Annotated in this window: 11 protein-coding genes and 1 pseudogene; 7 read left to right on the forward strand and 5 right to left on the reverse strand. The window is 36.8% G+C overall.

Annotation, left to right across the window (positions count from 1 at the left end; all coding sequences use genetic code 11):
- The first annotated feature begins 559 nt into the window (after positions 1–559).
- From B7695_RS05100 to B7695_RS05115, 4 genes are all read left to right on the forward strand, one after another.
- The gene (locus B7695_RS05100) at positions 560–1,324 is read left to right on the forward strand and encodes a hypothetical protein (RefSeq protein WP_084890130.1); all 765 of its coding nucleotides are present in this window, start codon (positions 560–562) and stop codon (positions 1,322–1,324) included.
- 16 nt (positions 1,325–1,340) lie between these two features.
- Positions 1,341–1,967, forward strand: coding sequence for a hypothetical protein (locus tag B7695_RS05105; RefSeq protein ID WP_084890133.1), 627 nt, complete (start codon positions 1,341–1,343; stop codon positions 1,965–1,967).
- A gap of 149 nt (positions 1,968–2,116) precedes the next feature.
- Positions 2,117–2,818 carry a response regulator transcription factor gene (locus B7695_RS05110; RefSeq protein ID WP_084890135.1) on the forward strand — a complete coding sequence of 234 codons (702 nt, stop codon included), beginning with the start codon at positions 2,117–2,119 and terminating at the stop codon, positions 2,816–2,818.
- Positions 2,815–3,693, forward strand: coding sequence for a sensor histidine kinase (locus B7695_RS05115; protein WP_084890137.1), 879 nt, complete (start codon positions 2,815–2,817; stop codon positions 3,691–3,693). The genes B7695_RS05110 and B7695_RS05115 overlap by 4 nt, the downstream gene beginning before the upstream one ends.
- 40 nt (positions 3,694–3,733) lie before the next feature.
- Here the strand turns inward: B7695_RS05115 and B7695_RS05120 are convergent, their stop codons facing one another.
- The 4 genes from B7695_RS05120 to B7695_RS05135 all read right to left on the reverse strand — a co-directional run bounded on the left by B7695_RS05120 (position 3,734) and on the right by B7695_RS05135 (position 6,913).
- A complete protein-coding gene (locus tag B7695_RS05120) occupies positions 3,734–4,486 on the reverse strand; it encodes an ABC transporter permease (RefSeq protein WP_084890139.1) in 753 nt (250 codons plus the stop codon).
- A 10-nt stretch (positions 4,487–4,496) separates the two neighbouring features.
- Entirely contained in the window at positions 4,497–5,405 is a 909-nt protein-coding gene (locus B7695_RS05125) for an ATP-binding cassette domain-containing protein (protein WP_084890141.1), read from the reverse strand.
- Between the two features lie 141 nt (positions 5,406–5,546).
- The gene (locus B7695_RS05130) at positions 5,547–6,356 is read right to left on the reverse strand and encodes a Cof-type HAD-IIB family hydrolase (RefSeq protein ID WP_084890144.1); all 810 of its coding nucleotides are present in this window, start codon (positions 6,354–6,356) and stop codon (positions 5,547–5,549) included.
- A 269-nt stretch (positions 6,357–6,625) separates the two neighbouring features.
- Complete coding sequence (locus tag B7695_RS05135; RefSeq protein ID WP_084890146.1) at positions 6,626–6,913, reverse strand: DUF3270 domain-containing protein; 288 nt, start codon at positions 6,911–6,913, stop codon at positions 6,626–6,628.
- Positions 6,914–7,527: 614 nt separating this feature from the next.
- On the opposite strand from B7695_RS05135, the gene metK reads away from it, so the two are divergent.
- The 3 genes and pseudogenes from metK to B7695_RS05165 all read left to right on the forward strand — a co-directional run.
- Positions 7,528–8,718, forward strand: coding sequence for a methionine adenosyltransferase (gene metK, locus B7695_RS05145; protein WP_084890149.1), 1,191 nt, complete (start codon positions 7,528–7,530; stop codon positions 8,716–8,718).
- Positions 8,719–9,581: 863 nt separating this feature from the next.
- Complete coding sequence (gene xerS, locus B7695_RS05160) at positions 9,582–10,652, forward strand: tyrosine recombinase XerS (RefSeq protein ID WP_084890152.1); 1,071 nt, start codon at positions 9,582–9,584, stop codon at positions 10,650–10,652.
- A 253-nt stretch (positions 10,653–10,905) separates the two neighbouring features.
- A pseudogene (locus tag B7695_RS05165) lies at positions 10,906–11,064 on the forward strand (integrase); the annotation flags it as partial.
- Between the two features lie 87 nt (positions 11,065–11,151).
- On the opposite strand, the gene eno reads toward B7695_RS05165, so the two are convergent.
- Positions 11,152–12,456 carry a surface-displayed alpha-enolase gene (gene eno / locus B7695_RS05170; RefSeq protein WP_000022821.1) on the reverse strand — a complete coding sequence of 435 codons (1,305 nt, stop codon included), beginning with the start codon at positions 12,454–12,456 and terminating at the stop codon, positions 11,152–11,154.
- Between the last annotated feature and the right edge of the window lie 90 nt (positions 12,457–12,546).

The raw sequence follows: 12,546 nt of genomic DNA on the forward strand, positions 1-12,546 counted from the left end.
CGACCGAATCGAAAATATTCAAGAAAGATAAAGGCCCAATCGGTAGTTGATTTCATCTATAGAGTAACATAAATCTCAAAAAATAGGGTGAAAAACCTTTATTTGTCATGCAAAAAATAGAAGATACGATAGAGAATCACTTTGATGATCTCAATCACACCTCCTATTCAAGTGGTTAGATCACTAACTTAATGACATTGGGTGATAGACTCGTCCTTTTTTAAGCTATCTATGGTATAATAGGAGTTAGATTTACTAATTGGAGTAAGAAAGATTTTATGATTAAACTAGTAGCAACAGAAATCGGAATAAGGAAATTGATACAATAGAATATAAAGAAAGCATTGGAAAAAGTTGTTTTAAGGATTTTTACTGTCTATAGATAGAAGGAAATGGGTATCAGAAATACTTTGATTCTATGGACACACCCTTGATTTGTTAAACGTTAAATTGTATGTTTCCAAAGTCAATCATCTTTAGACAGTATAAACGTATGTTATAAAATGCTATAATCATTCATAATATTTAATTTTAAATTACTGTATGCGAGGAATGGAATATGCCAAAATCATTTGATGAATTTTACTTTTACACTGCGGATAAGAAAGAAGATATTCAGATTTTAAATGATTATTTTGTAAAATATAAAAATCTAGGAATTTATCAAGATAATATGTTCTGCCCAGAGTGTAGACAAGCAGAGTTATCTTACGTCCCTAAGACTTCACAAAGGAGAGCACATTTAAAAAGAAAGACTAGTTCTAAACACACTAATTGGTGCTCTTATCAATTTGATTATGCTAGCAAAGAGTATATAGAGGAATATTTTAAAAATCTTCGTGATGACCAAATTAAAGATAAGCTTGATGCCATGATGAGAAGTCTTTTTTTAAAAAAAGAATATTTGCCTCAAACACCGATAGCTCTAGGAGATTCTAATGATGAAAATCCTGTAGTTCTGACAAGAATGGTTGAAAGACAAGTACATCATAAATCTTTAAGAAGAAAAAGTTTTGAAAAATGGCTAGATAAAGAACTTGAAGATGAACTTCATCTTTTCTATGGTAAAGTACGTTTAAGCATTTCAGAATGGCATAATGAACAAGGATATACTCTTTATTTTTTGAATATTTTTTGTAAGGACTCGAATAGGGAATGGAAAAAGAAAGCAAGCATATACCTCGGTAATAAAGTCTTGCTTAAAGTTGAAGAAGATGCAGATTATTATTTAGTTGCAATAGGCTATTTAGATTTTTCAAAAGGATTCCCTCCAAAACTGAAGTTGGCTAGTAGACAAGCTCTATCTATTGAGAAAGTTGTATGATAAGCAGAGGTGTAAAATGGCTTGGTTCGAATATTTAACTGATAGTTTAAAGAGAATTTTCTTAAAAAAGTCTATATCTGATTTTGAAAACGAAACAGAGAATGGAGAGGAAGGATATGATTCTAGATTTAATGATTCTACTTCAGAAGAACGAGGGATCAAGATTAAAACGTATTATGAAAATTGGGATAACCAGACATTTGAATCTCTATTACAAGAGCATGGCTGTGTAGAATTAAAATTGCTGATTAATAATAATGAAATTTCTGAGAGTTTTAGTTTTTGTAATATTGGTATAAACTATAGTATTACCAAAACTGCAGATTTTAATTTCAGGTATAGAAGTATTAGTGTGCTACCTAAGTATAGAGAAAGAGGTGTATGTAGCTACTTGCTATTAAAATCAATTATTGTAGTTTTAGAAACACTAGAAAACAAAAATGTAGAATTTTCTTTAGTAAATACAGTGAAAATTGAAGACAGATTTTCAATTTACGATTCTATTTTAACGGAAAAAATACCAAGTGAAAATAGGCAATATAGAGTATTCTTAGCTGAAAATAGAGATACTGATTTAGCACAGTTAAGGGAAATGTACAACAGCAAACTAGAAAAAATAACTGCTAATTTAAAATTTGCTTAGTATGAAAGTATCGATCTAGTCATCATTTAATCAATATTTCATCTGGAAGAAATTATTTAGTTCACATAAAGTGTGTTGTTCTGCTTGAAAAATTGAGAGACTTTGAAACAATAAAACATGCTATAATAGTTGCAGAAAGGTTGGTATTTATGGCTAGGATATTGGTTATTGAAGACAATAGTGACATTCAAGAGATTTTGCGAACACTTCTTACTGAGGAGCATGAGGTGGTTCAAGCCTTTTCTGGTACAGAAGGAATCATGCTTTTTGATCAAGGTGGGATTGAGCTCATTTTGCTAGATATCATGCTTCCTGGGAAAAATGGGGAGCAGGTTTTAAAAGCCATCAGGGAACAAAGTCAAACTCCAGTCATTATGCTAACAGCTTTGAGCGATAAGAAGTTAATCAGTCAATACCTTTTAGACGGTGCCAATGATTACATAGTCAAGCCTTTTGATTTGGACGAAGTCTTTGCTAGGGTTACTGTTCAATTACGTCAAAGCGTAGAAAAGCAATCTCTGGAGATAGGAAAAACTGAAAATCTGCCACAAAACTTGAAAAATATCCAGTTTGATGCAGAAAGTTTTGAAATCAAAAATAGCCAGGAAACGATTCGCCTTGCAAAGAAAGAATGCTTGATTCTCCAAACTCTCCTTAAACACCCTAAGAAAATTTTCACCAAGGAAGAACTTTATGAATTGGTCTGGGAGGAGAACTACCTACCTGGAGATAATACCCTCAATACGCATTTGAGTAATCTTCGTAAAAAATTAAATCAGCTTGACCCAAATCAAGAATATATTGAAACCATCTGGGGAGTTGGGGTAAGATTAAAAGGAGACAAGCAATGACCTACATGATAATCTTTATCCTACTGGTACTCCTAATTATTTTATCGATTGCATTGATTCGCTACCATCTAGCACTTAAAAACTTGAGTCAACAAATCGAAGACAAGATTCTCACAGGTAGTATGAAAAGAGTCGGAGTCAGCATTTTTTCCAAACATTTTTTACATCTCTACCAGCAGATTGAGAATCTATTTCAGGAAGTAGAACAATCTCGGTTGGTGATGAAAAGGGAAAAGCAGACTCTGGATATGGCCATCAGCAATATCGCCCATGATATTCGGACCCCTCTGACTATCGCTTCAGGCTACACCCAACAATTGATAAAGTCTCCTGAAGACAAAGTAGAAACCTTACAAAAAATAGCCCAGCATCTTGATTTAGTTTCCAAACGTTTGGAGGCACTCCTAGAATATCGTCGGTTGATGGAAGGAGCTGTCAAACCGAAACTGGAAGAAGTGGACCTTTCAGCTTTTATCACCAAGAAGACTCTTGCTTATTATGATGTTTTTCAGGCGGCAAATATCATGCTTGATTTTAAGGTTGAAACTGGTCTGAAAATGAGGACTGATGAAGACTTGCTGGATCGAATTTTACAAAATTTGCTTGGGAATGTCCTCAAACATGGCAAGGAAGAAGCGCGTCTATCTTTGAGAAAGGAAAAGGAACAATTTGTCTTAGAGATTGCAAACCTTGTCAAACAGCCCATCAAAAAAATAGAAAATCTCAGCAACCGTTTTTATTCTGAAAATCTATCTGATACGGAAGAATCCTCTGGTTTAGGACTTTATATCACTGAGGAATTATGTCATCTTCTCAGTGCAGAGATGAAACTAAGCACAGATGGGCAATGGTTGTCGGTTTTTATTTACTTTTAACAAAAAGAAACCTCCTCTGTAGGCTAGAGGAGGTCATTTTTTATAAACTTTTCTTTTTGAAAACTGCCAGTCCACTTAGATTAAAGATTACAATAACAGCTAGGCTAACTATAAGTGTGTAGAGAATTGACTCACTATTAGCAGTCATAGCATAGAAAAACTGCAATGATAAATATGGCAAAATTTTGATATTTGGAAAAATGATCATTGGCATAGAAAGTGAGATAGAGCTGACCAAATATCCAATAAATACTGCAAGATAAGAATGACTAACATAGAGGATGAAGGAAACAATGGAAAGCCAAGCTAGAAGGCAAAGAAATTGAAGGAAAATGGTTACCAGTAGATTGCCAACAAAGCCATCAGGCATAGCTCCAAATCCATTTAAGATCGTTGCTGGAATAAAGGCAATCACAAGGCTGATGATAACTTGCAAGAGTGCAATACAAGTCAATACAAAGGCTTTGGCAAGGAAAAACTCGGTACGAGAAACACCCACTGTTAAATTATTTTTATAGAGTTTGCCGATTAAATCAACTCCAAGAACGAGGCAGGCTAGAACTATGCAGAGAAAAACGAGGTTTGAACCTTGACTAGATGCGTTAATCAGGGCTTGTACACCGTCCCAGCCATGGGTTGGAATTTCTGGTTCTTCTGTCTGGATTGCCATCAGATGGCCAGTAGCCCCAAAAATAGCCCCCATTAACATGAGTACAAAGAGAATGAATTCTGTAATCCAAAAACCTTTGGAACGGAAAAGACGGTAAAAGTCTGCTTGAATGGTATGTATCATGATTTTCCTCCTATTGGACCAATTGAGTGAAGTATTCTTCTAGGTTTTGACGGGCATAGTAAATCTCATCAATGTCAACATCTGCCAAGGTTAATTCTTTGAGAATCTGTTTGACATCTTGTTCCTGACCAAAGATATGGATTTCATTTTCTGGATTAACAACCTTGAACTGGAGCTGGATTTGTTCTTTCAATACTTGACAAGCTTTCTCTTGATCAGCTGTCTTAAGGACAATATAATCCTCACTTAGTGTTTCAAATTCAGCTTTGCTGATTTCACGGATAATCTTGCCTTGATCTAAAATACCAAAACGATTAGCTACGAGGTAGAGTTCTGACAAGATATGGCTAGAGATGAGAATGGTGATCCCTTTCTCTTGATTGAGCCGTTGAATCATCAGACGAAATTCTTTGATACCGATTGGGTCGAGACCGTTGATAGGTTCATCTAATATCAGGAAGTCTGGTTTAGATAGAAGGGCAATGGCGATACCAAGTCTTTGTTTCATTCCTAGCGAGAAATTACGAAAGATTTTCTTACCTGTATCTGCCAAACCTACATAGTTCAGGGTTTCTCGAATGACTTGATCAGCATTTGGAATATGGCGAATCATACAGTAATATTTCAGGTTTTGATAGGCTGTTAAGTGATTATGAGCTACAGGTGATTCGATAACTGAACCTACTCGAGATAGAGACTTGCTCCATTCATTTTCCGAATGGCTAGAGAAGAGGGAAACTGTTCCTTTATCCGCAAAGAGTAGTTGCGTAATGATTTTTATCAAAGTGGTCTTCCCAGCTCCGTTCTTCCCGATAAGCCCATAAATATCTCCCTCTCTTATCGTTAGATGAAGATCCTGAAGGATAGCTTGTTTGTCGAAGTTTTTGGACAATCCATGAATGTCAAGTACTGTTTTCATGATTTTCTCCTTTTGATTTATTTTTCTAACTTTAGTATAAGCTATAGAAATCAAAGAAAGCTCAAGGATTTCTAAAGAGTTTCTAAAGTTTTAGAAATTCTTAAATATCAAAACCCAGTTGACATGAACTGGGCTTTTTTACTATAAAATATACTTCTCAATCGCACGCGCGACGCCGTCTTCTTCGTTACTGGCTGTGACGTCGTTAGCAAGGGATTTGACATGGTCGCTGGCATTTCCCATAGCAATACCAAGACCTGCAAGCTGGAGCATTTCGATATCGTTATTAGCATCGCCCATGGCCATGATTTCTGAGGAATCAATCTTCAAAATATCTGCTAGTCGAGAAAGAGCGGTAGCCTTTGTCGTTCCAAGTGGCATGGCTTCATAAATGACAGGTTGCGAACGAACACCGCTAAATCGTTGACAGAGTTCCTCAGCAAAACGCTCTTCAAAATCGTCAGTTTGACTCTCTGTTCCTAAAAACATACCTTGGAACATGCGATACTTACCACTAGTGGCTTCCTCAAGAGAAATTTCAGTCAGGTCTGAAAAGACTAGTTTAGCATCATTTTGAATGATTTCATTCGGCTTACCACCGAGGACAAAATAATGCTCCTCATCAAAAAGAGTCAACTGAACATCACTTTTTTCAGCTAGGTCATAGAGGTATTCGATGTCTGCTGGACTCAGTTCTTGCCAGTCAACTAGCCCCCAGTCACTAGTCTGGTGAGTTGAACAACCGTTGTTAACAATGACATACTCATTCTGGAGGTCAAGCCCCAGTTTTTTGTAGTAGGGGAGGACACCGAAAAGCGGGCGCCCCGTACAGAGAACCAGTTTGACACCTTTTTCAATAGCTTGATGAATAGCAGTAATGTGAGCTTGTGGGATTTCCTTGGCTTCATTGAGGAGGGTTCCGTCCATATCCAAGGCTAGTAGTTTAATCATAAGACTTCCTTCTTTTTCTTTTGGTATTATTATAGCATATTTTGGAGAAGAAAATGATAGAAAGCTTGTGGCTAATTGATTTTACAGTTTAGGATGTTTGGAGAACGTTTATTAGAAAAGGTTACACGTTATTCAATTAAGTAGATAATTATATTTGGCAAGTTGGTCAAAAAAACAGAGGATTTAAGATGAAAAATGTGTTATTCATCTTAAATCCTCTGTTCTCCTTAATTTTTTATAAATCAACTTGATTAGACGTAGGGTATGATTTATCTTCTAAATTTGCGTTTGATAATAGAGCGTTGGACTTTTAAAACAAGTAAGCTAAATCCGATTGCTGCGACAAATGCAAGAGCAGTTGATAATTTTAATGCTAAAAAGATAAAACTAAAGATAGCAATACAGATACAAAAAACAGCAATATTAACAAAAAATAGGATTTCCTTGAGATTGGCATCAGATTGTGCTTCAGGTGTATAATCTTGATAGCGAGGAATCTGATGATTTAATTCTTCTTGATAGTCTACCTCATAGGATTGTAATTTTCTTACAGGCATCATTCTCTCCTTAACTGTACATACCTATTTTATCATTTTTTTATCGGATAATTATTACAGTAAGGTTACAAAAAGAATAAAGTCCCTTTTCATTTTCAAACTATTGTTCAGGACACAATAGTTTGAAAATAATAGTACGCATAATATTAAGGTTGTTAAACACCTATTGAAAATAGATTAGTAGAAATGGAAACAGTACATTAATACTCTTCAAAACAAGTTAGCGTCATCTTGTATTAGGTATATGTTACTAATTTGGTCAGTTTTATCTACAATCAAAAAGCTGTTCTTTGATTTTTATTGAGTATATAGACTGCAAATTGCGCTTAAAAATGGTATAATGGTAAAGTTATATAGTCCCGATAAGATGGTAGGTATTTATCACTAAGAGTTTTCCTATCAGTACTTTGTAACTCGCAAAGAATGACGGCTCCAAAGTAGTCGCTCGTCATTCTACGGTTGCCGCTATAACGCGGTCACCCTATGCGCCTTACTAGCTTCAGAAATAAAAAAGTATCGTTTTTATTTCTTTCGCGTCGTAACTCTTAGAAAATGAAAATACCTACTAGTACTTTGTAACTCTATAACAATATTTTTTAAGGGGGGACATTTTTATGTCAGAACGTAAATTATTCACGTCTGAATCTGTATCTGAGGGGCATCCGGATAAGATTGCAGACCAAATTTCAGATGCGATTTTGGATGCTATTTTAGCCAAGGATCCAGAGGCGCACGTTGCTGCGGAGACAGCTGTATATACTGGTTCCGTCCACGTTTTTGGTGAAATTTCTACAAATGCCTATGTGGATATTAACCGTGTGGTTCGTGATACCATTGCAGAGATTGGCTATACCAATACCGAGTATGGATTTTCTGCTGAGACGGTGGGAGTCCATCCGTCACTTGTTGAGCAGTCACCGGATATCGCCCAAGGTGTTAACGAAGCCTTGGAGGTCCGTGGAAATGCTGATCAAGACCCACTTGACTTGATTGGTGCTGGAGACCAAGGGCTCATGTTTGGATTTGCAGTGGATGAAACAGAAGAGCTCATGCCATTGCCAATTTCACTCAGCCACAAGTTAGTTCGTCGTTTAGCAGATTTTCGTAAGTCTGGGGAAATTAGCTATCTTCGCCCAGATGCTAAATCACAAGTTACGGTTGAGTATGATGAAAATGACCGTCCAGTACGTGTGGACACAGTTGTTATTTCAACTCAGCACGATCCAGAAGTCAGCAACGAACAAATTCACAATGATGTCATTAACAAGGTTATCAAAGAGGTTATTCCAGCCTCTTACTTGGATGCGCAAACAAAATTCTTCATCAATCCAACTGGTCGTTTTGTAATCGGTGGGCCTCAAGGGGACTCAGGCTTGACTGGTCGTAAGATTATCGTGGATACCTATGGTGGCTACTCTCGTCACGGTGGTGGTGCCTTCTCTGGTAAGGATGCGACTAAGGTGGACCGTTCTGCGTCATATGCGGCTCGCTATATTGCCAAGAATATCGTTGCAGCGGGTCTTGCTAAGAAGGCAGAAGTGCAATTGGCCTATGCTATCGGTGTTGCTCAACCTGTTTCTGTTCGTATCGATACCTTTGGTACAGGAAGTGTAGCTGAAAGCAAGCTTGAAAAAGCGGCTCGTCAAATCTTTGACCTTCGTCCTGCAGGAATTATTCAAATGTTGGATCTTAAACGTCCAATTTACCGTCAAACAGCGGCTTATGGACACATGGGACGTACAGATATTGACCTTCCATGGGAACGTTTGGACAAGGTAGATGCTTTGAAAGAAGCAGTCAAATAAAATCTTGAGAGGGGGACTTCCCCTCTTTTTTACTGATAAAACATTTCACACACCAATAATTGAACTTTCTTAAAAATAAGACTATAATTAAGTTAGAAATAGTAAGCCATAAAAGCTAGAAAGGAGTTTACTGTATCAAATCTGTACAGTAAGATTAAAATCATGAAAAAGAAAACAATAGCAATTATACAATGTATTTTGTATCTCATAGCTCCTTATATAGCTCTTCAGTTGTGTAGTATTAACAGAAGTTTAGTGGGTGATTTCTTTATTACTTTCCTCATTCTGTTGACTATTTCATTCTGGTTTAGTATTTGGAAACTAGAAAAAGCACTAGATAATGATTCACAATAATAACTCCAAAGAAAACTAAAAATTTTTGTACTTTTACTTAAACAGTGGATAAACCCTTGATACGACTGAGTTAAAGGCTTAATCTACACTCTTTGAAAAATGTACTTTATAATCGAAATGTACTTTATAATCGAAATGTACTTTATTTTAATGTTGGATAAAGTACATTTTTTGATTGAGTAGCTTAGATGCGTAATGTACAAAAATAGTCCCTTTTAAACCTCTTGTAAGCCTAGAAACCTTGATTTAATAAGGTTTTGAATTTTACATTCGTTACGGTATACATTTGAAAAAATTCCAGTTTTCACTTTGATAACGTACATTTTTAGCTATTTTTGTTCAAAAAAATTTTTTTAGTTATCTGTCTATTTAGATCTGTTTTACACAGGTTTAAGTCTTTTTTATCACTAAAAAAACTCCTGTAACATCTTTCCGAAAAACTATAATTTTCTTGAAAAATATATAAACCTATGCTATACTACTAGTAGACTTATTTATGGAGAAAATACATGAAACGTGAGATTTTACTGGAACGAATTGACAAACTAAAACAAATCATGCCCTGGTATGTTCTGGAATACTACCAATCTAAGCTTGCTGTTCCCTATAGTTTTACAACCTTGTACGAATACCTCAAGGAATATGATCGATTTTTCAGCTGGGTTTTGGAGTCTGGTATCTCAAACGCCGATAAAATGTCTGATATACCTTTATCTGTCTTAGAAAATATGTCTAAGAAAGACATGGAATCCTTTATCATTTATCTACGTGAACGTCCTTTGCTGAATGCCAATACAACCAAGCAAGGTGTTTCGCAGACAACCATCAATCGGACCTTATCAGCACTATCTAGTCTTTACAAGTATCTGACCGAGGAGGTTGAAAACGACCAGGGGGAGCCTTATTTCTATCGAAATGTAATGAAGAAAGTTTCAACCAAGAAAAAGAAAGAAACACTTGCTGCCAGAGCTGAAAACATCAAACAAAAGCTCTTTCTAGGTGATGAAACAGAAGGTTTTCTGACTTATATAGACCAAGATTACCCACAACAGCTCTCAAATCGTGCTCTATCATCGTTTAATAAAAATAAGGAACGTGATTTAGCCATTATCGCCCTTCTCTTGGCATCTGGTGTCCGTTTATCTGAAGCTGTTAATCTGGATCTAAGAGACCTTAATCTTAAAATGATGGTCATTGATGTCACACGTAAAGGTGGCAAACGTGACTCGGTCAATGTCGCGTCCTTTGCAAAGCCTTATTTAGAGAATTATCTAGCTATTCGAAATCAACGCTATAAGACTGAAAAGACGGACATTGCACTCTTTCTGACTCTCTATCGAGGTGTTCCCAATCGTATTGACGCTTCCAGCGTTGAAAAAATGGTTGCTAAGTACTCTGAGGACTTCAAAGTGCGTGTAACTCCCCACAAACTCCGCCATACCCTAGCAACTAGGCTCTATGATGCGACTAAATCGCAAGTTTTGGTCAGTCACCAGCTAGGACACGCCAGTACGCAAGTCACTGACCTCTATACCCATATCGTAAATGATGAACAAAAGAATGCCTTGGATAGTTTATAGATTACATAAATTTAATTATGTAATCTATAAGGAAGGGATTCAATAAACTATTAATCTTATTTGATCATATCAAATACAATTGCTAACAGTTTTAAAAAATATGAAATAAAATTTATGTGCCCATTAGCTTGCTTTTCTTTGTAATATCCTGGATATGCAAATCACTTATAATTGGTATTCATCCCAAAATAAGAGGATTCCACAAAAATAAATCAAATTGAGCACCTATAAAAGCATGCTGCCTGCGATGGCCAATATTTTATCAGAAAATAAAATTCCTTTAAAAACAATCACGGACAGGGTTGGTGATTCCGACTCTGAAGTTACTAGTTCCATCTACATCCACGTCAAAAAGAACATGAAAGATGAAGCAATCAATGTACTGGATAAAGTTATGAACAAGATTTTTTAAAAAGTTTTGCCCCTTTTTTGCCCCCTAAATACAAAAATAGCCCTTCGGATAAATTCCGAGGGGCTAGAAACGTTGTTAAATCAACGATTATTTCTTAAGATTGTAGAATGATTTCAATCCACGGTATTCTGCTACTTCACCAAGTTGGTCTTCGATGCGAAGCAATTGGTTGTATTTAGCGATACGGTCTGTACGTGAAAGTGAACCAGTCTTGATTTGTCCTGCATTAGTAGCAACTGCGATGTCAGCGATTGTTGAATCTTCAGTTTCACCTGAACGGTGTGATACAACGGCAGTGTAACCAGCTTCTTTCGCCATTTCGATAGCGTCGAATGTTTCAGTAAGAGTACCGATTTGGTTAACTTTGATAAGGATTGAGTTAGCAGCGCCTTCTGCAATACCTTTTTCAAGGTAAGAAGTGTTTGTTACGAAGAAGTCGTCACCAACCAATTGAACTTTACCACCAAGACGTTCAGTAAGAGCTTTCCAACCGTCCCAGTCATTTTCATCCATACCATCTTCGATAGTGATGATTGGGTATTTGTTTACCAATTCTTCAAGGTAATCGATTTGTTCTGCAGCTGTACGTACTGCTGCTCCTTCACCTTCAAATTTAGTGTAGTCGTAAACTTTACGTTCTTTATCGTAGAATTCTGATGAAGCACAGTCAAATCCGATAAATACGTCTTTACCAGGAACATATCCAGCAGCTTCGATAGCAGCAAGGATAGTTTCAACTCCGTCTTCAGTTCCTTCAAAACGAGGAGCGAATCCACCTTCGTCACCTACGGCTGTTTCCAAACCACGAGATTTAAGGATTTTCTTAAGAGCATGGAAGATTTCAGCACCCCAACGAAGAGCTTCTTTGAATGATGGCGCACCAGCAGGTACGATCATGAATTCTTGGAAAGCGATTGGAGCGTCAGAGTGAGAACCACCGTTGATGATGTTCATCATTGGAGTTGGAAGAACTTTAGTGTTGAATCCACCTAGGTAGCTGTAAAGTGGGATTTCAAGGTAGTCAGCAGCAGCACGAGCTACAGCGATAGACACACCAAGGATTGCGTTTGCACCCAATTTACCTTTGTTAGGAGTACCGTCAAGAGCGATCATAGCACGGTCGATAGCTTGTTGATCACGTACATCGTAGCCGATGATAGCTTCAGCAATGATGTTGTTTACGTTGTCAACAGCTTTTTGTGTACCAAGACCACCGTAACGAGATTTGTCACCGTCGCGAAGTTCAACTGCTTCGTGTTCACCAGTAGAAGCTCCTGATGGAACCATACCACGTCCGAAAGCACCTGATTCAGTGTAAACTTCTACTTCAAGTGTTGGGTTACCGCGTGAGTCTAGGACTTCGCGAGCGTAAACATCAGTAATAATTGACATTTTTTACTCTCCTTATGAGTTAAATTTTTTACACCTCTATAATACCTTAAAACCCCTCCTTTTTCAAGAAAAAACGTTATCTTTGTGCAA

Source organism: Streptococcus mitis, assembly GCF_002096845.1.
Taxonomy (GTDB): domain Bacteria; phylum Bacillota; class Bacilli; order Lactobacillales; family Streptococcaceae; genus Streptococcus; species Streptococcus mitis_A.

What these genes read in the sequence shown, in the direction of transcription:
- B7695_RS05100 (WP_084890130.1), top strand. Translation starts at nt 560, where the DNA reads ATGCCAAAATCATTTGATGAATTTTACTTTTACACTGCGGATAAGAAA.
- B7695_RS05105 (WP_084890133.1), top strand. Translation starts at nt 1,341, where the DNA reads ATGGCTTGGTTCGAATATTTAACTGATAGTTTAAAGAGAATTTTCTTA.
- B7695_RS05110 (WP_084890135.1), top strand. Translation starts at nt 2,117, where the DNA reads ATGGCTAGGATATTGGTTATTGAAGACAATAGTGACATTCAAGAGATT.
- B7695_RS05115 (WP_084890137.1), top strand. Translation starts at nt 2,815, where the DNA reads ATGACCTACATGATAATCTTTATCCTACTGGTACTCCTAATTATTTTA.
- B7695_RS05120 (WP_084890139.1), bottom strand. Translation starts at nt 4,486, where the DNA reads ATGATACATACCATTCAAGCAGACTTTTACCGTCTTTTCCGTTCCAAA.
- B7695_RS05125 (WP_084890141.1), bottom strand. Translation starts at nt 5,405, where the DNA reads ATGAAAACAGTACTTGACATTCATGGATTGTCCAAAAACTTCGACAAA.
- B7695_RS05130 (WP_084890144.1), bottom strand. Translation starts at nt 6,356, where the DNA reads ATGATTAAACTACTAGCCTTGGATATGGACGGAACCCTCCTCAATGAA.
- B7695_RS05135 (WP_084890146.1), bottom strand. Translation starts at nt 6,913, where the DNA reads ATGCCTGTAAGAAAATTACAATCCTATGAGGTAGACTATCAAGAAGAA.
- metK (WP_084890149.1), top strand. Translation starts at nt 7,528, where the DNA reads ATGTCAGAACGTAAATTATTCACGTCTGAATCTGTATCTGAGGGGCAT.
- xerS (WP_084890152.1), top strand. Translation starts at nt 9,582, where the DNA reads ATGAAACGTGAGATTTTACTGGAACGAATTGACAAACTAAAACAAATC.
- eno (WP_000022821.1), bottom strand. Translation starts at nt 12,456, where the DNA reads ATGTCAATTATTACTGATGTTTACGCTCGCGAAGTCCTAGACTCACGC.